Genomic DNA, 20,199 nt, shown 5'->3' on the forward strand with positions numbered 1-20,199 from the left:
ATTATACAATGCGCCATGCTCACCACAGACGATCACCGCCGCGACAGTGCCGGCCTGCGCTACGTTTATCCCGTCATCTCGCGCCGGGCCGGCGGGGTGTCGATCGGCATCAACCTCAATCCCAACAATGCCTGCAACTGGGCCTGCGTTTATTGTCAGGTCGAAAACCTGACGCGGGGCGGACCGCCGCCGATCGACCTGGATTGCCTGGAGCGTGAGCTGACCGGATTTCTCGACGACGCACTGAATGGCGACTTCATGTCGCGGCAAGTTCCGCCCGAGGCGCAACGGCTCATGGATGTGGCGTTTTCCGGCAACGGCGAACCGACCAGTGCCGCAGAGTTTGCCGATGCGGTCGGTGTGGTCGGCAGGGTGCTTGAGCGCTTTGGTCAAAAAGGCAGGCTGGTCGTGCGCCTGATCACCAACGGTAGCCTGATGCATCGTTCCGACGTGCAGTCGGGCATTCGCCATCTAGGCGAACTGGGTGGCGAAGTTTGGTTCAAGATTGATCGTGCTACGGCCGAAGAGGTCGCCGAAATTAACGGCGTTCCGTGGCAAATGGCAAAAACGTCAAAAAATCTCGAAATATGCGCCGAGCTCGCGCCGACATGGGTGCAAACCTGCTGGTTTGCGCTGGATGGCCTTGCGCCACCGCCTGCGTCGCGAATGGCATATTGCGATCTGCTCCGGCCGCTCGCCGGGAAACTGGCTGGCGTGCACCTTTACGGATTGGCTCGGCCATCGATGCAAGCCGCCGCATCACGCTTGAATCCTCTGCCCGTCGAAGTTCTGGCTGATTTTGCTGGGCAGATAGAAAAGGAAACGGGCATCCGGGTCATTGTTTCCCCGTGATGCCCGTTGTTACGGTCGAAGCCCCTTGCGGGGCAAAAATCAGGCCGCTTTTTTGGCGTGGGCGCGAGCCGACTTCTTCAGGGACTTGAACAGTTCCGGTTCCTGAGCCTTGAGGTATTCGACAACTTCGATGTCGTCACGCTTGATGTTCTTGATATCAACTTGTTCAACGTGCACCAGACGGAGCAGTTCGCGCACCGGCTTCGGCATGTTGCGGCCGCTTTCGTAGCGGGAACCGCCACTCTGCGTCACTCCGAGGGTGGACCAGAACTGTTGCTGGTTGAGACCAAGCTTACGACGGATTTCACGAGCGTCGATTTTCTCGATGGTTTTAACTGTAGACATCATTCAATCTCCATACGCTAGTGTAATAAGGTTACCTAAGCATCCTAGCGATATATGCCTTAGGTGATATAACCAAGTGTATAGATGGTTATGACATTTCGCAAGTGCCAATGCCGATAAATTTGTCAAATACGCGTAAAAATTTGTATTGATTAATGCTCTTGCTATTGCAATTCGACCTTATGCGAAACGGGAAGTGCCATGAGTCTTTCCGAATCCGGGAGGATGCTCTAAGATCAACCGACCAATTAAAACCGAGTGCGGGAGAGCGCAATGCAGGTCCGGGAAATTCTTCGAGTCAAGGGCGCCACGCTGTATACAGCGGCGCCACAACAGTCTCTGGCTTTCGCCATCGACAGCATGGCCGACCTTGATGTTGGCTCACTGGTCGTCATGGATGGCGGCAAGATGGTCGGCATGCTGACCTTTCGCGAAGTCCTCCTGGCGCTCAAGGGCAAGGCGGCGAGTGCGGAGCAACTGACTGTTGGCGATGTCATGGTGACCAACCCGGTGACTGCTTTCCCTGATATGGAAGCCAACGACCTGCGTCGACTGATGATCGACAAGCGTTCGCGCTATCTGCCGGTCGTCGAAGATGGCACGCTGATGGGCGTCATCTCATTCCTCGATGTGGCCAAGGCGGTTCTTGAAGAGCAGAGTTTCGAGAACAAGATGCTGAAGAGCTATATCAAGAACTGGCCAACTGATCAGCAGGAAGCCTGAGCTTCAAATCACGAAAAACGAAAAAGGCAGCTTCGGCTGCCTTTTGTTCGTTTACGGCTAGCGACTGTCCCAGCCGTAGCGCTTGGTTCTTTGCCAGCGGTTGTCGGGCTGCTGGCGCGGGTTTGGCGCCGGGTTTGTGCTTCCCTTGCGCGCCGGTCGCTGGGTAGAGGGTTTTGCTGCGGTCGACGGTGTGGGAGGGGGCTTTTTGCTCGGCATGGTAAACTCCTCGTTCCATATTAGAACGCTGCTTCCATGTCCGGCAATACTTTTGGCACCTTGTTTACCGTTACCTCCTTTGGCGAGTCGCACGGCCCGGCGATCGGCTGCGTCGTCGATGGCTGTCCGCCCGGACTGGCCTTGTGCGAGGCTGATATCCAGGCAGAACTGGATCGCCGCAAGCCGGGCACCTCGCGCCATGTGACGCAGCGCCGCGAGCCGGATACTGTCGAGATTCTTTCAGGTGTTTTTGAGGGCAAGACCACCGGTACGCCGATTGGTCTGCTCATTCGCAATCAGGATCAGCGCAGCAAGGATTACGGCAACATCGCCGACACCTTCCGTCCTGGCCATGCCGATTACACCTATACCCAGAAATACGGCTTTCGCGATTACCGTGGCGGTGGTCGTTCATCGGCGCGCGAGACTGCCGTGCGCGTGGCCGCCGGGGCGATTGCCCGCAAGTGGCTCAACGAGCGTTACAGCGTCAGCATTTGTGGCTGGATGAGCTCTCTTGGTCCAATCGAGATCCCTTTTGTTTCGGCCGATGATATTCGCGAGAACGCTTTCTTCGCGCCGAATGCCGCGCTGGTGCCGGAGCTTGAAAACTACATGGACAGCCTGCGCAAGTCGCTCGATTCGGTCGGTGCCAAAATCACCGTGACCGCCACCGGTGTCCCGCCGGGTTGGGGCGAGCCGGTTTATGACCGCCTCGATGCCGAAATCGCCTACGCCATGATGGGCATCAACGCCGTCAAGGGCGTTGAAATTGGCGCCGGTTTCGCTTCAGTGGCCCAGAGAGGCAGCGAGCACGGCGATGAAATGACCCCGCAAGGCTTCGCGACCAACCATGCCGGCGGCGTGCTGGGCGGGATTTCGACGGGGCAGGACATTGTCGTCAACATGGCGATCAAACCGACCTCGTCCATCGCCCAGCCGCGGCACTCGATCGATCGTCAGGGCCATGCCATCGAGGTGGCGACCGAGGGGCGGCACGATCCCTGTGTCGGCATCCGCGCCACGCCGATTGCCGAAGCCATGCTGGCTCTGGTGTTGATCGATCATGCTCTGCGCCACCGCGCCCAGTGTGGTGATGTGGTGTGTACCACGCCGCGCATACCGGGTGAAATCGCGTAATATTTCTACGTTTGCCGCCCAGGCGGCTGATCATCGCAATAGGGAGAGAAAACCATGCAAGTTGATCACCACGATCTGTATCAGGAATTTCCGGAATTCAAGGACGGGATTGATGCGCTCAAGACCAGCAATGCCTATTTTGCCCGGCAGTTCGCTTCCTATAACCGCCTGACCGGCAAGGTCGAGGATCTGGAAGAGCACGACATGCCAGTCGCCGACTTCACCATCGAAGACATGAAAAAACAGCGCGTCAAATTGAAGGACGAAATCTACCACCTGCTGCTCGCCTTCCGCGCCGGCCAGCAATCCGTCAAGGCTTGATCGAAGCCTGTGCCCGACCCTGCATCCGGTAAAATCGCCGGATGCATGCATTGCCTTACTGGCGCCTCTCGGGCTACTACTTTTTCTATTTCGCCTTCATTGGCGCCTTCTCGCCCTATTTCGGGCTCTATCTCCAATCCCTGAATTTTTCTGCCTGGGACATCGGTCTGCTGATGTCGCAGATGCAGTTGATGCGCCTTTTTGGCCCCAATCTGTGGGGCTGGCTGGCTGACCGTTTCGGTCGGCGCATGGCGATCATCCGGCTGGCCGCCGGGATCGGCCTGGCCGGATTCACCGCCTTTTTCTGGCTCGACAAACTGCCTGGCATGCTGGTCGCGATGGCCGTGCTAGCTTTCTTCTGGAGCGCTGCGCTACCACTGGTCGAGACGCTGACTTTCGACCATCTGCGCGAAGAGCGCGGCCGGTACAGCCGCATCCGCCTGTGGGGATCGATCGGTTTCATCGTCGCCGTCATGGGGACCGGCGCGCTGCTCGACATGGCGCCACCGGTCGGCGTGCTCTGGGTATGCTGGGCGATTCTGGCGGGAATTCTGGCCTACGCGCTAACCCTGCCGGAAGCGCCACCGGTTCCACATGAGCGCGATGCCCAGCCGATCGGCGAAATCCTTCGTCAGCCGAAAGTCATTGCGCTAATGACCGCCTGCTTCGCGATGTCGGCGGCGCATGGCGCCTTCTATGTTTTTTACTCGATCCATCTCGATGCCCACGGTTACTCGAAGACCGAAGTTGGCTTGCTCTGGTCGCTCGGTGTGGTGGCGGAAATTGTCGTTTTCATGTTCATGGCGCGGCTGTCGCGGCAGTTCTCGCTACGCGCCATCCTGCTCGCCAGTTTTGGCGCGGCGGTTGTTCGCTTCCTGCTCATGGGCTGGGGCGTCGAATCGGCGGCCATCATGATTCTCGTCCAGTTATTGCATGGTCTGACGTTTGGCGCTTACCACGCAGCTTCCATTGCGGCGGTGAATCAGTGGTTTCCCGGTCGGGCGCAGGGGCGGGGGCAGGCGCTTTATTCAAGTTTGTCGTTCGGTGCCGGCGGCTTGCTCGGTGCGTTGATCAGCGGCCGGACCTGGGAGTCGCTAGGCTCGGGCTGGACTTTTACGCTCGGTTCGCTGTTCGCGCTGGTCGGCTTGGTGCTCGTCTGGGGCTGGGTCGGCGCCAATGCTACGGTCAACCGGGAAAACGGGCCAAAAATCAAAGATCCTGTGCAATAATTGAATGCTTTACGGCCCTCATTACGCACCATGTCGAAGACCCTTTACGACAAGCTTTGGGAGAACCACGTCGTCCATCAGGAAGCAGATGGCACGGCCCTTCTCTATATCGATCGTCACCTCGTTCACGAAGTGACCAGCCCGCAGGCTTTCGAAGGCCTCAAGCTGGCCGGCCGCAAGCCTTGGCGCATTTCGTCCATCGTCGCGACGGCCGACCACAACACGCCGACCGATCATTGGGATGAAGGCATCAAGGACCCGGTATCGCGTCAACAAGTGCAAACGCTGGATGACAACATCCGCGAGGTCGGCGCGCTGGCCTACTTCCCGTTCAAGGACGCGCGGCAGGGCATCGTGCACGTCGTCGGCCCGGAAAACGGCGCCACGCTGCCCGGAATGACGGTTGTTTGTGGCGACTCGCACACTTCCACGCACGGTGCCTTCGCCTGTCTGGCGCACGGCATCGGCACCTCGGAAGTCGAGCACGTGCTGGCCACCCAATGCCTGCTGCAAAAGAAGTCGAAGACCATGCTGATCGCCGTCGACGGCAAGCTCGGCAAGGGCGTCACCGCCAAGGATGTGGCGCTGGCCATTATCGGCACCATCGGCACGGCTGGCGGTAACGGTTACGCCATCGAATTCGGCGGCAGCGCCATTCGCGGCCTGAGCATGGAAGGGCGCATGACCCTGTGCAACATGGCCATCGAAGGCGGTGCACGCATGGGCTTTGTCGCGGTCGACGACAAAACCATCGATTATTTGAAAGGCCGTCCGTTCTCGCCGAAGGGCGACATCTGGGAGAAGGCGGTTGCCTATTGGCGCACGTTGCATTCCGACGCCGGTGCGCAGTTTGATCGCGTCGTCACGCTCAAGGCCGAAGAGATTCGTCCGCAAGTGACCTGGGGTACTTCGCCGGAAATGGTCGTCGCCATCGACGCTGTCGTTCCCGACCCTGCCAAGCAGACCGACCCGGTCAAGCGCGAAGGCATGGAACGCGCCCTGCAATATATGGGTCTTAATCCCAATACGCCGATCAATCAGATCGCTATCGACAAGGTGTTCATTGGCTCCTGTACCAATTCGCGCATTGAAGACCTGCGCGAGGCGGCATCTGTGCTCAAGGGGCGCCATGTCGCGGCGACCGTCAAGCTGGCGCTGGCTGTGCCGGGTTCCGGGCTGGTCAAGCGTCAGGCCGAAGCGGAAGGACTGGACAAGGTGTTCATCGCGGCTGGTTTCGAATGGCGTGAACCGGGTTGTTCGATGTGTCTGGCGATGAATGCCGACCGTCTGGAGCCGGGCGAACGTTGTGCCTCGACGTCCAACCGTAATTTCGAAGGCCGCCAGGGGCCGGGCGGGCGCACCCATCTGGTCAGTCCGGCCATGGCGGCAGCAGCGGCAATTGCCGGCCGTTTTGCCGACGTGCGAGACGTTCTGTAAGAAGGAGCGACGATCATGAAGAATTGGCTTGTCTTGGTGGCTGTGCTTTGTCTGGGGGCCTGCAATACCGCCCAGGGCGTCAAAAAGGATGTCGCCATCGGCGCTGAAAAGACCGGTGAGGCTTTGCAGAAGGGCGGCGAAGCCGTCGAGAGTGCCCTTCACAAGAGTGGCGAGGCCGTTGGCGGTGCCCTCAAGAAGGGCGGCGACGCCGTGCAGAAAGTGGTGGAGTAATGGATAAATTTGTTCGTCTGGAAGGTTTGGTAGCCCCCCTCGACCGCAATAACGTCGACACCGATGCGATCATCCCAAAGCAGTTTTTGAAATCGATCAAGCGTTCCGGCTTTGGCCCGAATGCCTTTGATGAATGGCGCTACATGGATGTCGGCGAGCCGGGGCAGGATGCCTCGGGGCGGCCAAAGAATCCGAATTTCGTGCTCAATCTCCCGCGTTATCAAGGTGCGCAGGTGCTTTTGACTCGTGCCAATTTCGGCTGTGGCAGTTCGCGTGAACATGCGCCATGGGCGCTGCTCGATTTTGGTTTCAAGGCCATTATCGCCGAATCGTTTGCCGACATCTTCTTCAACAACTGCTACAAGAATGGGATTGTTCCGATCGTTTTGCCGGCCGCCGAAGTCGAAGCCTTGTTCAAGCAGGTCGAGGCGACGCCCGGTTACAAGCTGGTTGTCGACCTGCAGGCACAGGCCGTGATTCGCCCCGATGGCTATGGCATTCCATTCCAGATCGATGCCTTCCGCAAGGAATGTCTGATCAACGGCTGGGACGACATTGGCCTGACCCTGCGTCACGCCGAGAAGATCCGCGAATTCGAAGAAAAACGTCGTATCAACCAGCCCTGGCTGTTTGCGTAATAAGGAAAAACCATGAAGATTTGTGTTCTGCCGGGTGACGGCATTGGCCCCGAAATTACCGCTGAAGCGGTGCGTGTATTGAAGGCCCTCGATCTCAAATTCGAGATGGAAGAAGGGCTGCTCGGCGGCTGTGCGGTCGACGCGACTGACAATCCCTATCCGGAGGCGACGCAAAAACTGGCTCGCGCTGCCGATGCCATCTTGCTCGGCGCCGTTGGTGGCCCGCAGTGGGATACGCTGCCGCGCGAAAAGCGTCCAGAGCGAGGCCTGCTCGGCATCCGCAAGGATCTGAACCTGTTTGCCAACCTGCGTCCGGCCATTCTGTATCCGGAACTGGCCAATGCTTCAACGCTCAAGCCGGAAGTGGTTGCCGGGCTGGACATCCTGATCATTCGCGAACTGACCGGTGACATCTATTTCGGCCAGCCGCGTGGCATCCGTGAAGAAAACGGCGAACGTGTTGGTTTCAACACCATGGTTTACAGCGAGTCGGAAATTCGCCGTATCGGCCATGTCGCCTTCCAGGCGGCGCAGAAACGCGACAAGCGCCTGTGTTCCGTCGATAAGATGAACGTGCTCGAATGTACCCAGCTCTGGCGCGACGTGATGATCGAGATTTCCCACGATTACCCGGATGTCGAGCTGAGCCACATGCTGGTCGACAACGCTGCCATGCAACTGGTCAAGGCGCCCAAGCAGTTCGACGTGATGGTTACCGGCAACATGTTCGGCGACATCCTGTCCGACGAAGCATCGATGCTGACTGGCTCAATCGGCATGCTCCCGTCGGCTTCGCTCGATGACAAGAACAAGGGCCTCTACGAGCCTTCGCATGGCTCTGCACCGGACATTGCCGGCAAAGGCGTCGCCAATCCGCTGGCCACCATCCTGTCAGCTGCGATGATGCTGCGTTACACTTTTGCTCTCGAAGAGCAGGCACTGCGCGTCGAAAATGCGGTCAAAAAGGTCTTGGCCCAAGGTTATCGAACCGGTGATATTTACGAACGCGGCACCAACAAGGTTGGCACGAAGGAAATGGGCGACGCCGTGCTGGCGGCGCTGTAAGAAAGATTTTTCACGGAGAGTGATGAGATGAAGAAGGTTGGTCTGGTTGGATGGCGCGGTATGGTCGGTTCGGTCCTCATGCAGCGCATGGTGGAAGAGGGAGATTTTGCCCATATCGATCCGGTGTATTTCTCGACTTCGGCTGCCGGGGGTAAGGCTCCCGTATTCGGCGGCAAGGAAGCCTCGCTGCCGCTGCAGGATGCATCCAATATCGAAGCCCTGAAGGCCTGCGAAATCATCATCACCTGCCAGGGTGGGGATTACACCAAGGAAGTCTTCGGCAAGCTGCGCGCCACCGGCTGGAATGGTCACTGGATTGATGCCGCCTCTTCCCTGCGCATGGCTGACGATGCAGTGATCATCCTCGATCCGGTCAATATGAACGTGATCAAGGATTCGCTGGCCAAAGGTGGTAAGAACTGGATCGGTGGCAACTGCACGGTTTCGCTGATGCTCATGGGGCTTGGCGGCCTGTTCCAGAACGACCTGATCGAGTGGGCAACGTCCATGACCTATCAGGCCGCTTCCGGTGCCGGTGCGCAGAACATGCGCGAACTGATTGCCCAGATGGGCGCCATCCATTCGTCGGTGGCTGACCTGCTGGCTGATCCGGCTTCTGCCATTCTCGACATCGACCGCAAGGTTGCCGAGACCATTCGCTCGGATGCCTTTCCGAAGAAGAATTTCCGTAACACGCCGCTCGCTGGTTCCCTGATTCCATGGATCGACGTGCCGTACGAGAACGGCCAGTCCAAGGAGGAGTGGAAGGGCGGTGCTGAATGCAACAAGATTCTCGGCAAGCCGGCTTTCCGTTCGGCTGGTTCGATCCCCATCGACGGTCTGTGTGTGCGCATCGGCGCCATGCGTTGTCACAGCCAGGCGTTGACCATCAAGCTCAAGAAGGATGTGCCGCTCGACGAAATCAGCGACATGCTGGCCAAGGCCAATCCCTGGGCCAAGGTTGTGCCGAACGACCGCGAGATTTCCGAGCGTGAACTGACGCCAGCTGCTGTGACCGGTACGCTGACCGTTCCGGTCGGCCGTCTGCACAAGATGGCGATGGGCCCGGAGTATCTGGCGGCCTTCACCTGCGGTGACCAGTTGCTGTGGGGCGCTGCCGAGCCGCTGCGTCGTATGCTGCGGATTCTGCTCGACGCCTGATCGGTACCATTCTTTTGGCAAAAAGCCGGGGCTTTGACCCCGGCTTTTTATTTGTTGGGGATATGCAAAAAGGGCAGGTTTGAGAAGCGGGTTTAGCTTGCATTGCTAAGTACATGATGTTAATTTGAAAGTCCCAAATTTGACGCTCAGGGTTTTGCCGTGAACGGAACTGTACAAACCAGGTTCAAGAAACGCGCAGCTGCACTCGCCGTTGCTTCTTGTCTTTCAATTTCCCCGTGGATTGCAGAGGCCGCCGGCCTGGGTAAACTCACGGTGTTGTCAGGTATTGGGCAGCCTTTGCGGGCCGAGCTTGATATCGGTGCGACAAAGGACGAACTGGGCGGGATGACCGCTCGTCTCGCGTCTCAGGATGTCTTCAAGCAGGCTGGCGTCGATTTCGCCTCTGTTTTGCTGGACCTCCGGTTCACCGTCGAGAAGCGCCCCAATGGGCAGTCGGTGGTCAAGGTGAGTTCGTTCAAGCCAATCAACGAACCCTTCCTGGACTTTCTGGTCGAGCTGAACTGGCCGGCCGGACGTCTGGTCCGCGAATACACTTTCCTGCTTGATCCACCGGAAATGATGGCTTCCCAGTCGTCGCGCCCGGTTGCCGAGGCGCGGATCGTGGAGACGGTGCGCGGTGGCGGTTATGCTGGTGAGTCAAGGTCGGCACCCGTCAAGGCAGCGCCTGCACCCCGTCCGGCTCCAGCTCCAAAGCTTGCGGCCGAGCCCAAGCCAAAGCCGGAGAGCACCGGGGGGCATGTTGTGAAGCAGGGCGAAACGCTGCGCAAAATCGCTGCCGAAAACAAATACGAAGGTGTTTCCCTCGAACAGATGCTGATCGGCTTGTTCCAGCGTAATCCGGACGCGTTCGTAGCCCAGAATGTCAATCGCCTTAAAGCGGGCGCCATTCTGAATATTCCAGAACAGTCGGAGGTCGAGTCAGTTTCGCCGGCTGAAGCAAGAAAAGTCTATGTCGCCCATGCGCGTGACTGGAATGACTATCGGCAAAAGCTGGCTGCATCCACGGCCAAGATGCCGGTAGCGGCGGATGTCGCTGCGACCCAGACCAGCGCCGGAAAAATCACGGCCAAGGTAGAAGAGAAGGCCGCGCCGGCCGAGCAGTCGAAGGATCAGGTCAAAGTAGCGCGTACCGACCCGGCAGCCAAGGGTGTTGCCGCTGGCAAGGCAGCCGAGACGGCCGATCAGTTGGCCAAGGACAAGGCGCTCAAGGAAGCGCAGGATCGTCTGCAGACGCTGGAAAAGAACGTCAATGAGTTGCAAAAACTTCTGGAGATGAAGAACCAGAAGCTGGCTGAGTTGCAGCAACCGCCTGCCAAGAAGGAAGAGCCCAAGGCGGTTGAGGCGGTGAAGCCTGTCGAGGCGCCCAAGCCGGTCGAGCCGAAGGTTGCGGAGGCCCCCAAGCCTGTCGAGCCGCCGAAGGTACCCGAGGCTGCCAAGCCTGTTGAGCCAGTCAAGCCGGTCGAACCACCAAAACCCGTCGAAGCTCCGAAGCCGGAGGCGCCGAAGGTGGTGGCTCCTGTGCCGACCCCTGAGCCCGAACCCGAGCCGGGTTTCGTCGACTCCTTGCTCGAAGATCCGCTTCCGCTGGTTGGCGGCGGCGGAGTTCTTGCCCTGCTGGCCGGTTTTCTCCTGTACAACCGTCGGCGCGCCAGGAGCGCGTCTGTTGAAACGACGGCGCTGCCGATGCCGTCCAGCCTTGGTCCCAATTCCGTATTCCGCATGACCGGTGGCCAGAGCATTGATACGGGCAATACCCCGCCGCAGACGGGTGAATTCAGCCAGACTGGTCCGGGCACCATTGATACCGATGAGGTCGATCCGGTTGCCGAGGCCGATGTATACATGGCCTATGGCCGTGATACCCAGGCTGAGGAAATTCTTCTTGAAGCCTTGCAGAAGGATCCGCAACGCACGGCCATTCATGCCAAGTTGCTGGAAATCTACGCCAACCGTCACAGCGTCAAGCAGTTTGAAACGCTGGCAGGCGAGTTGTATGCGCAGACCGCCGGTGTTGGTCCGGATTGGGCAAAGGTAGCGCTGCTTGGTCTGGGTCTTGATCCGAACAATCCGCTGTATTCGGCTTCGCATGCCCAGTCTGCTCCGGAGGTATCGGCCGAGCCGGAAGCGCCAATGACCGCAGCGGCTGTTGATATTCCTGTCGATGTACCCACGACGATGCCGGAGTCGCTGGCGACTTTCCCTGAACCGGAAGTGGAGCCTGAAGCAGAGGTCGTCCCTGCGGCGCTCGATCTGTCGGATGAATTCGTGGTCGACACTCTGGTTCTCCCGAAAGAGCCGGAGCCGCAGGCCGAAAATGAGGCCGCAGCTGAGACGCTGGACCTCGGGCCGGATGCAATGACCCTTGACTTTGATCTTGGCGCGGAGACGATTGCTCCCGAGTTCAAGAGCCAATTGGCCGAAGATGCCGAGGCTGAGCCGTATACCGATACCGTGGTTTCGGTGAACGATTCGGATGCGCTCGATTTCGATCTGGGTGGCGAGATAGCCCCAGCGGTCGTCGAAGCAACCCCGCCCGAAGAGCCGAGCGATGCCGGCCTGGATCTTGATTTCAACGTTGCTGAGCAAGCGCTGGTTGAAGAAGAGCCGGCTGCGTCGACGCCTGACTTTTCTCCGGATGGCACCCTGGTCATGCCGGCGGCGGTCGCCGAAATGGCCGGCGATCTTGATGTTGGCTTGGGCACCTGGGTTGGTGGAGAAGAGTTGCCCGAAGAGCTCCGCCCCGAGGTTCCGCATCAGGACGAGCCGCAGGTTGTTGAATTTGGTCACGATGCGGATGCCGCGATGTCCAGGACTGTGGTTAATCAGATGCCCGGCACGGATACACTGATCGATTCCAATATCCTTAATTTTGGCGGTGATGATGACAATGCCAAGTTGGCAGACACCGTGGTCAATGCCGGTATTGTTGATAGCGACTCGCTGGAGTTCGATGTCAAACTGACGGATTCGATGTTCTTGGGCCAGCCCATGGGAACGCAGGAGTTTGATATCGGTTCGATCAATCTTGATCTTTCCACACCGCCGGAAGCCGCGCCGCCTGAAGTAAGTGCCGAGCCGGCTGAAATGGCGCCGCTTGATGCGCCGTCGGCTGAGGCGGCTGTTTCGGAAGAGGCGCCGGTGCACAATGAGCATTGGGAAGAGGTCAATACCAAGCTCGACCTGGCCAAGGCCTATGAAGAGATGGGCGATCTTGAAGGCGCTCGCGAACTGCTGCAGGAAGTGGTGGGCGAGGGGTCAGTTGATCTGGTTGAACAGGCTCGGACGATACTCGGCCGCATAGGCGGGTAGAATTCAGGCTTGTGATCGGCACATGGCCCCGCAAGGGGCCGTGTGCATTTCGGGGGCCCGGTTTTGCATCCTTCTTGCGCATTGATCATCTGGCTGGCGGCGGTTATCGGCGTGCAGTTCGTCGGCTATGCCGGCCTGCTCCTGCTGGTTGCGGCGGCGGTGCTGCTGACGCCGGCACTGACTGGCCGCTGGTTGGCTTACGTCTGGCGGGCCCGCTGGTTGTTGCTGACCCTCTGGCTGATTCTGGCCTACAACACGCCGGGCGAAGCAATACGCGACATGGCCTGGGCGCCAACCTTTGAAGGCATGGCCGAAGCCAATCTGCAGGCCGCCCGCCTAGTGGCGATGCTGGCCTGTCTGGCCTGGCTGTTCCTCCGTCTCGGCCACGAAGGGATGATCACCGGTCTGTGGGGGCTGCTGCAGCCGGTTCGTGCCTTGGGCTTTGATGTCGAGCGGGTTGTCGTCCGTCTGTCGCTGGTTCTCGAAAATCTTCAGGAGCCGCCGAAAAAAGGTGCCTGGAAGCAGATGCTGGCGGCCCAGCCGTCGGTATCGACCGGGCAGGAGTCTCTGCATCTGAGTTTGGCGCCATGGCATCTGCGCGACAGCTTGCTGGTGGTGGCCTCTGGCCTTGGCTTGATGGGAGCGGCATTGTTGTGAGAGTTGCCTTGGGCATCGAATACTGCGGTACTGCCTTCCATGGCTGGCAAAGCCAGGCCGGGGGCGGCACCGTGCAGGATGCGCTGGAGTCGGCGCTGCGTGAAATTGCCGGCGTGCCGGTGGGTGTGATGTGTGCCGGACGGACCGATGCCGGCGTGCATGCGAGCCATCAGGTTGTGCATTTCGAAACTTCGGTCGAGCGTCCGCTGACCGCCTGGGTGCGGGGTGTCAATTCGAATTTACCGGCGGGTGTTGCTGTGCGCTGGGCGCAAGAGGTGGGCGATGAATTCCACGCGCGCTTCAGCGCCCGTGGCCGGCGTTACCGCTACCTGCTGCTCAATCGGCCGCAGAGGCCGGGTTTGTGGGCGGGGCGGGTCGGCTGGTTTCATGGAACGCTCGAACTGGCGGCGATGCAGGAAGCCTGCGGTCGACTGCTCGGCGAGCATGATTTTTCGGCTTTTCGCGCCGCGGGTTGCCAGGCCAAGTCACCGGTCAAGACGCTGTCGCGGGCCGAAGTCCGGCAGTGCGGCAATATGTTTGTCTTCGATTTTGAGGCCAGCGCCTTTCTGCATCACATGGTGCGCAATCTGGTCGGTACGCTGGTCTATATCGGCAAGGAGGCGCAATCGCCGGGCTGGATTGACGAATTGTTGCAGATGAAAGACCGCAAGCTGGCGGCGCCGACCTTTTCGCCGGATGGCCTGTATTTCCGCGGCCCGATCTATGAACCGCACTGGGGGCTGCCCGATCCGGACGACGATTTTCTCGATGGGCTGCTGAAATGAGTCAGGCAACAGCGATTTCAATTTTGGCCGTTTTTTCCGGTTGACCGTAGGAATGAAGAATTCATGAAAACTCGGATCAAAATCTGTGGCCTGACCCGCGAAGAAGATGTCGACGCGGCGGTCGCGGCCGGTGCCGATGCGATCGGTTTCGTCTTCTACCCGCCCAGCCCGCGTTACGTCACCCCGCAGCGCGCTGCCGAGCTGGTCAAGCGGATTCCGCCTTTCGTCGACGTCGTCGGCCTCTTTGTTAACGAAGCGTCGGACGTCGTCCGCGCCGCCTGTGAAGCCCTGCCCATCAACGTCCTGCAGTTTCACGGCGACGAGGATGCCACCTATTGCCACCAGTTCGCCCGGCCCTATCTGCGGGCGGCACGGGTGAGGCCGGGGCTTGATCTGGTAGAATTCGCCGGCTCGTTTCCCGACGCCCGGGGTCTGTTGCTGGATGCCTTTGTCGAGGGCTACGGTGGTGGCGGCCATGTCTTCGATTGGACGCTGATCCCGCCGAATCTCCCCTCGTATCTGGTGCTCTCCGGTGGCCTGACCGCAGACAACGTCGGCGATGCCGTGCGGCGCGTGCGCCCGGTGGCGGTCGATGTCTCCTCTGGTGTCGAAGCGAGCAAGGGAATCAAGGATCACTCGAAAATCGCTGCCTTCGTGGCGGCTGTACGGAAAGCCGATGAGTCAATATAACTTCCCCGACGCCAAGGGCCATTTTGGCCCCTACGGTGGCGTCTTCGTGGCCGAGACGCTGTTTGGCGCGCTCGATGAATTGAAGGAAGCCTACGCCGCTGCGCAGGCCGATCCGGCCTTCCGGGCCGAATACGAATACGAGCTGAAGCACTTCGTTGGCCGTCCGTCGCCGATCTACCATGCCAAGCGCTGGTCCGAAATACTCGGCGGTGCGCAGATTTACCTCAAGCGCGAAGACCTCAACCACACCGGCGCCCATAAGGTTAACAACTGCATCGGTCAGGCCATGCTCGCAAAGCGCATGGGCAAGCCGCGGGTCATTGCCGAAACCGGCGCCGGCCAACACGGCGTCGCCACGGCCACCGTAGCCGCCCGCTACGGCATGGAATGCGTGGTTTACATGGGCAGTGAGGACGTCAAGCGCCAGGCGGCCAACGTCTATCGCATGAAACTGCTCGGCGCTACTGTCGTGCCGGTTGAATCCGGCTCCAAGACGCTCAAGGACGCGCTCAATGAAGCGATGCGCGACTGGGTGACCAACATCCACAACACTTTCTACATTATCGGCACGGTCGCCGGTCCGCATCCCTACCCGATGCTGGTCCGCGATTTCCAGAAAATCATCGGCGAGGAATGCCTGGTCCAGATGCCCGAAATGACCGGCCGTCAGCCCGATGCGGTGATCGCCTGTGTCGGCGGCGGTTCCAACGCGATGGGGATTTTCTACCCGTACATCGATGTCGAGGGCGTGCGCCTGATCGGCGTCGAAGCCGCCGGTGACGGCATGGAAACCGGCCGCCACTCGGCTTCGCTGACCGCCGGCGTGCCCGGCGTGCTGCATGGCAACCGGACCTACCTGTTGCAGGACGAAGACGGCCAGATCATCGAAACGCATTCGATTTCGGCCGGTTTGGACTACCCCGGTGTCGGCCCGGAACACGCCTGGCTCAAGGATATCGGCCGCGCCGAATACCAGCCGATCGACGACAGCGAAGCGCTGGCCGCCTTCCATACGCTGTGTCGTATCGAAGGCATCATCCCGGCGCTCGAATCCAGCCATGCGCTGGCTTACGCCGCCAAACTGGCGCCGACGTTGCCGAAGGACAAGATTCTGCTGGTCAATCTCTCCGGCCGGGGTGACAAGGACATGCATACCGTGGCCGAAAAATCCGGGATCGTTTTCTGATGTCGCGCATAAAGACCGCTTTTGACCGGCTCAACGCCGAAGGCCGCAAGGCGCTGATTCCCTTCATTACCGCCGGTGATCCCGATGCCGCACTGACCCTGCCGCTCATGCAGGCGCTCGTCGAGGCCGGTGCCGACGTGATCGAACTCGGCGTGCCGTTCTCCGACCCCATGGCCGATGGCCCGACCATCCAGCGCGCTTCCGAGCGCGCCCTGGCCAAGGGCATGACGCTGCGCAAGGTTATGCAACTGGTTGTCGAATTCCGCAAGACTGATGACAAGACGCCGGTCGTGTTGATGGGTTACGCCAATCCGATCGAGGCGATGGGCCTTGAGAAGTTTGCCGAGAAGGCCGCACAGTCTGGGGTCGATGGTGTTCTCGTCGTCGATTATCCGCCGGAAGAGGCGGCCAACTTTGGCGCCGCGATGAAGGCGCACGGCATGGATCCGATCTTCCTGCTGGCCCCGACTTCCAACGCCGAGCGCATCGCCCAGGTGGCCGAAATTGCCAGTGGTTACGTCTATTACGTCTCGCTGGCCGGCGTAACCGGTTCCGGTGCCCTGAATGTCGAGGCGGTGGCTGAGCGTCTGCCGCTGATCCGCGAAAAGACTGGCCTGCCGGTTGGTGTCGGTTTTGGCATCCGTGACGCGTCGACCGCAGCACGCATTGCCGCTATCGCCGACGCCGTCGTTGTCGGCAGCCGGATTATCGAAGAAATTGAAAAATCGACGGCGGAAACAGCCTGCGCCAATGTGAAAGCCTTGGTTGCAGACATTCGTCGCGGTGTGGATGAGGTGAAAAAATGAGCTGGCTGACCAAACTGCTGCCCCCCAAGATCAAGCGTGAGCAAGGCGCCCAGCGCCGCGGCAACCTGCCCGAAGGCCTGTGGAGCAAGTGCCCGTCCTGCGAGGCTGTGCTCTACGCGACTGATCTCGAAAACAACCTTCAGGTTTGTCCGAAATGCGGCCACCACAACCGGCTGAATGCCCGCCAGCGCCTCGAGGTCCTGCTCGATGCCGAGGGCCGTTTCGAGATCGGTGCCGAGGTGTTGCCGGTCGATAGCCTGAAATTCAAGGACTCCAAGCGTTACCCGGATCGTCTGATGGATGCCAACGAGTCGAGCGGTGAAAGCGATTCGCTGGTTGTCCTGCAAGGCGCCATCAAGACCATGCCGGTTGTCGCTGCTGCCTTCGAGTTCGACTTCATGGGCGGTTCGATGGGCTCCGTGCTCGGTGAGCGCTTCGTGCGCGGCGTGCAAACCGCCGTCGAGCACAAAATGCCCTTCATCTGCATCACGGCTTCCGGCGGTGCCCGCATGCAGGAAGGCCTGTTTTCGCTGATGCAGATGGCCAAGACGACGGCGTCGCTGACCAAACTGTCCGAAGCCGGCCTGCCTTTTATCTCCATCCTGACCGACCCGACCATGGGCGGTGTTTCCGCCTCCTTCGCCTTTGTTGGCGATGTGGTGATTGCCGAGCCCAAGGCGCTGATCGGCTTTGCCGGCCCGCGCGTCATCGAGCAAACCGTCCGTGAAACGCTGCCGGAAGGCTTCCAGCGCTCCGAATTCATCATGGAAAAGGGTGCCATCGACATGATCGTCGACCGTCGCGAACTGCGCGATCAGGTCGCCCGCGTCCTGGCTCTTTTGCTCAAGTTGCCGGCCGCCGCTTGAAGACATTAGAAGACTGGCTGGCCCATCTCGAAGGCCTGCACCCTAAGGGGCAGGCCGGCATCGAGCTAGGCCTCCATCGTATTCGCCTCGTCAAGGCGGCGTTGGGGCAGACGCAACACTGCCCGGTCATCGTCGTTGGCGGCACCAACGGCAAGGGCTCGACCTGCGCCTATCTCGAAAACATCATCGACCGCGCCGGCTACAAGGTCGGCTGCTATACCTCGCCGCATCTGCTGGCTTACAACGAGCGGGTGCGCCTGAACGGCAAATCGGTGAGCGACGAGGCCTTGTGCGCCGCCTTTGCTCGCGTTGAAGTGGCGCGCCAGCAGGCCGGCAACGTTGCGTTGACCTATTTTGAGTTCGGTACACTGGCCGCCTGGGAGGTTTTTGCCCAAGCTGGCGTTGAAGTTGCGATTCTCGAAGTCGGCCTTGGTGGCCGCCTCGATGCAGTCAACGCCTACGAACCCGATGTTTCCATCGTCACCACAGTGGCCCTTGATCACACCGACTGGCTGGGGCCGGATCGCGAGAGCATCGGCTTCGAAAAGGCCGGCATCTACCGCGCCGGCAAGCCGGCCTTGTGTGCCGACCCGAATCCGCCACAAAGCCTGCTCGACCATGCGGCAGCCATTGGCGCCGATCTGCGCCTGATCGGTCGCGATTTCGGCTTCGAGCGGCCGGCTGCCGAAACCAACGAAAACCGCCTGCAATGGCGCTGGTGGTGCCGCTCCGGTGGCCAGCTGATCAAGCGTGCGCTGGCCTATCCCGGCCTGCGCGGTCCGACCCAGCTCTACAACGCCGCGGTTGCCCTGGCCGCGCTCGATGCACTGGGCGACAAATTGCCGGTGACCATGCAGGCCATCCGCCCCGGGATGATCGAAACCGAGCTGCCCGGGCGCTTTCAGGTCGTTCCCGGCAAGCCGGCTATCGTCCTCGATGTTGGCCACAACCCGCAGGCGATCAGGGTGCTGGCTGATAATTTGTCGAGTATGGGTTTTTTCGACCGGACCTTTGCCGTACTCGGCATGTTGAACGACAAAGATATCGTCGGCGCGCTGGCCCCCTTGAAGGACAAGGTTGATGTCTGGCATCTGGCGACACTGGCCGGGCTGCGCGGAACAACGGCCGAGACGCTGGCTGACATCATTGCCAAAACCGGGCTTGGTGGCGAGGTGGTTTGCCATGCCTCGGCACAGGTCGCCATGCAAGCCGCCAAGGGGCAGGCCGCTGAAAGTGATAGAATCCTCGCCTTTGGATCTTTCTACACGGTAGCCGGTGCGCTAGAAGCGCTTCGGAAAAGCCCATAGTCATGGACGACAACGACGCCCAGTTGCACCTCAAGAAACGCGCCCGCCGCCGTCTGGTCGGGGCGATATTCTTCGTATCCGTAGTCGCCGTGGTGCTGCCCATGGTGATGGATCACGAGCCGCGCCAGACCGTGCAGGATGTCGAAATCCGCATTCCGGGGCAGGACGAAAAGCCGTTTGCCCCGAAGTTTGCCGTCGCCCCGGTTGCGAAGCCCAAGCCCGCCGAAGCGCCAGCTCTACCGCCTGTGGTCAGCACCGAGGCCGCCGTGGCGGAACCAGCGGTGAAGCCGACGGCCCGCGTTGTCGAGGTCGCCAAGGATGCCAAACCAGCCGAGAAACCTGTAGAAAAGCCGGCGGCAAAGCCGGAAAAAGCAGCCGAGAAACCGGCTGTCAAAGCCCCTGAAAAACCTGCCGAAAAGCCCAAGGCGGACGATGCCAAGCGGGCCGCTGCGATTCTGGCCGGTCAGCCGGCTGAAGCCAAGCCAGCGGCAAAAAATGGCGAATATCTGGTCCTGATCGGTGCCTTTTCCAACGAGGCGAATGTCAAGAGCCTGAAAGCCAAGCTCAGCGAGGAGGGGATCAAGACCTTCAGTGAGCCGCTCGATACGCCGCAGGGCAAGAAAACCCGTGTTCGCGCCGGCCCGTTTGCCAGTCGTGAAGCCGCCGACAAGGCACTTGAAAAGATGAAACGGATCGGCGTCAGCGGAGTCGTTGCAGCCAAGCCATGACGTATTTTGATTACGTCGTGATCGGGATCGTCGTTGTGTCGCTGCTGTTTGGCTTGTGGCGCGGCGTGGTCGGCGAAGTCATCGCCCTGGCGGCCTGGGGCATCGGGATTTTTGCTGCGATCGAGTTCGGCGCCCCGGTCGGGAATTCGGTTTTTGCCGGCTTGAGCGATCCCGCCTTGCGGACGCTGGCCGGTTGTGTCGTGATCTTTGTCGGCATCCTGGTTTCGATGGCGGTGTTGAACATGGTGGTGCGTAGCATGGTCAAAGCATTGGGCCTGTCCGTGTCGGATCGCATTCTCGGCATGATCTTCGGGCTGATGCGCGGTGTGCTGGTGTGCATGGTGCTGGTCGGGCTGGGGGGCATGACTTCGGCGCCGACGCAAGCGTGGTGGCGGAATGCAACGCTGGCAGCGCCTTTGGAAACCGTCGTTATGGCAGTCAAACCTTGGCTGCCTGACGATTTGGCAAAACGAATTCGATTTAGCTAAG

General features: G+C 60.0%; 21 protein-coding genes. 20 read left to right on the top strand and 1 reads right to left on the bottom strand.

The window, feature by feature from the left end:
- Window positions 1-15 precede the first annotated feature (15 nt).
- Window positions 16-852: a radical SAM protein gene (locus tag KI610_RS04575; RefSeq protein WP_226497491.1), complete on the top strand. Its 837-nt coding sequence runs from the start codon at window positions 16-18 to the stop codon at window positions 850-852.
- Window positions 853-891: 39 nt separating this feature from the next.
- Here KI610_RS04575 and KI610_RS04580 read toward each other — a convergent pair whose 3' ends face one another.
- Complete coding sequence (locus KI610_RS04580) at window positions 892-1,197, bottom strand: helix-turn-helix domain-containing protein (protein WP_226405690.1); 306 nt, start codon at window positions 1,195-1,197, stop codon at window positions 892-894.
- Window positions 1,198-1,470: 273 nt separating this feature from the next.
- On the opposite strand from KI610_RS04580, the gene KI610_RS04585 reads away from it, so the two are divergent.
- The 19 genes from KI610_RS04585 (at window position 1,471) to KI610_RS04675 (ending at window position 20,198) form a co-directional block, all read left to right on the top strand.
- The gene (locus tag KI610_RS04585; protein WP_226497492.1) at window positions 1,471-1,920 is read left to right on the top strand and encodes a CBS domain-containing protein; all 450 of its coding nucleotides are present in this window, start codon (window positions 1,471-1,473) and stop codon (window positions 1,918-1,920) included.
- Window positions 1,921-2,172: 252 nt separating this feature from the next.
- Complete coding sequence (gene aroC, locus KI610_RS04590; protein ID WP_226497493.1) at window positions 2,173-3,273, top strand: chorismate synthase; 1,101 nt, start codon at window positions 2,173-2,175, stop codon at window positions 3,271-3,273.
- Window positions 3,274-3,327: 54 nt separating this feature from the next.
- Window positions 3,328-3,594, top strand: a complete 267-nt coding sequence (locus KI610_RS04595; protein WP_226497494.1) for a YdcH family protein — start codon at window positions 3,328-3,330, stop codon at window positions 3,592-3,594.
- 41 nt (window positions 3,595-3,635) lie between these two features.
- Window positions 3,636-4,823, top strand: a complete 1,188-nt coding sequence (locus KI610_RS04600) for an MFS transporter (protein ID WP_226497495.1) — start codon at window positions 3,636-3,638, stop codon at window positions 4,821-4,823.
- A 30-nt stretch (window positions 4,824-4,853) separates the two neighbouring features.
- Window positions 4,854-6,260, top strand: a complete 1,407-nt coding sequence (leuC, locus tag KI610_RS04605; protein WP_226497496.1) for a 3-isopropylmalate dehydratase large subunit — start codon at window positions 4,854-4,856, stop codon at window positions 6,258-6,260.
- A gap of 15 nt (window positions 6,261-6,275) precedes the next feature.
- The gene (locus KI610_RS04610; protein WP_226497497.1) at window positions 6,276-6,491 is read left to right on the top strand and encodes an entericidin EcnAB; all 216 of its coding nucleotides are present in this window, start codon (window positions 6,276-6,278) and stop codon (window positions 6,489-6,491) included.
- On the top strand, window positions 6,491-7,129 hold the full coding sequence (gene leuD, locus KI610_RS04615; RefSeq protein WP_226497498.1) for a 3-isopropylmalate dehydratase small subunit: 639 nt from the start codon (window positions 6,491-6,493) through the stop codon (window positions 7,127-7,129). Before KI610_RS04610 ends, leuD begins: the two co-directional genes overlap by 1 nt.
- 12 nt (window positions 7,130-7,141) lie before the next feature.
- Complete coding sequence (leuB, locus tag KI610_RS04620; RefSeq protein ID WP_226497499.1) at window positions 7,142-8,194, top strand: 3-isopropylmalate dehydrogenase; 1,053 nt, start codon at window positions 7,142-7,144, stop codon at window positions 8,192-8,194.
- A gap of 27 nt (window positions 8,195-8,221) precedes the next feature.
- Complete coding sequence (gene asd, locus KI610_RS04625) at window positions 8,222-9,355, top strand: aspartate-semialdehyde dehydrogenase (protein ID WP_226497500.1); 1,134 nt, start codon at window positions 8,222-8,224, stop codon at window positions 9,353-9,355.
- A 273-nt stretch (window positions 9,356-9,628) separates the two neighbouring features.
- Window positions 9,629-12,685 (top strand): FimV/HubP family polar landmark protein, encoded by a 3,057-nt coding sequence (locus tag KI610_RS04630; RefSeq protein WP_449757743.1) that lies wholly within the window; start codon window positions 9,629-9,631, stop codon window positions 12,683-12,685.
- Between the two features lie 81 nt (window positions 12,686-12,766).
- Window positions 12,767-13,342 (top strand): hypothetical protein, encoded by a 576-nt coding sequence (locus KI610_RS04635; protein WP_226497502.1) that lies wholly within the window; start codon window positions 12,767-12,769, stop codon window positions 13,340-13,342.
- The gene (truA, locus tag KI610_RS04640) at window positions 13,339-14,127 is read left to right on the top strand and encodes a tRNA pseudouridine(38-40) synthase TruA (RefSeq protein WP_226497503.1); all 789 of its coding nucleotides are present in this window, start codon (window positions 13,339-13,341) and stop codon (window positions 14,125-14,127) included. Before KI610_RS04635 ends, truA begins: the two co-directional genes overlap by 4 nt.
- 63 nt (window positions 14,128-14,190) lie before the next feature.
- Window positions 14,191-14,817 (top strand): phosphoribosylanthranilate isomerase, encoded by a 627-nt coding sequence (locus KI610_RS04645; RefSeq protein ID WP_226497504.1) that lies wholly within the window; start codon window positions 14,191-14,193, stop codon window positions 14,815-14,817.
- Window positions 14,804-16,003, top strand: coding sequence for a tryptophan synthase subunit beta (trpB, locus tag KI610_RS04650; protein WP_226497505.1), 1,200 nt, complete (start codon window positions 14,804-14,806; stop codon window positions 16,001-16,003). The genes KI610_RS04645 and trpB overlap by 14 nt, the downstream gene beginning before the upstream one ends.
- Window positions 16,003-16,809 carry a tryptophan synthase subunit alpha gene (gene trpA, locus KI610_RS04655; RefSeq protein WP_226497506.1) on the top strand — a complete coding sequence of 269 codons (807 nt, stop codon included), beginning with the start codon at window positions 16,003-16,005 and terminating at the stop codon, window positions 16,807-16,809. Before trpB ends, trpA begins: the two co-directional genes overlap by 1 nt.
- Window positions 16,806-17,675, top strand: coding sequence for an acetyl-CoA carboxylase, carboxyltransferase subunit beta (gene accD / locus KI610_RS04660; protein ID WP_226497507.1), 870 nt, complete (start codon window positions 16,806-16,808; stop codon window positions 17,673-17,675). The genes trpA and accD overlap by 4 nt, the downstream gene beginning before the upstream one ends.
- Window positions 17,672-18,982, top strand: coding sequence for a bifunctional tetrahydrofolate synthase/dihydrofolate synthase (folC, locus tag KI610_RS04665; RefSeq protein WP_226497508.1), 1,311 nt, complete (start codon window positions 17,672-17,674; stop codon window positions 18,980-18,982). Before accD ends, folC begins: the two co-directional genes overlap by 4 nt.
- A 2-nt stretch (window positions 18,983-18,984) precedes the next feature.
- Window positions 18,985-19,710: an SPOR domain-containing protein gene (locus KI610_RS04670; RefSeq protein WP_226497509.1), complete on the top strand. Its 726-nt coding sequence runs from the start codon at window positions 18,985-18,987 to the stop codon at window positions 19,708-19,710.
- Complete coding sequence (locus tag KI610_RS04675; RefSeq protein ID WP_226497510.1) at window positions 19,707-20,198, top strand: CvpA family protein; 492 nt, start codon at window positions 19,707-19,709, stop codon at window positions 20,196-20,198. Before KI610_RS04670 ends, KI610_RS04675 begins: the two co-directional genes overlap by 4 nt.
- The last annotated feature ends 1 nt before the right edge of the window (window position 20,199 follow it).

This window comes from Ferribacterium limneticum, assembly GCF_020510565.1.
Taxonomy (GTDB): Bacteria; Pseudomonadota; Gammaproteobacteria; order Burkholderiales; family Rhodocyclaceae; genus Azonexus; species Azonexus limneticus_B.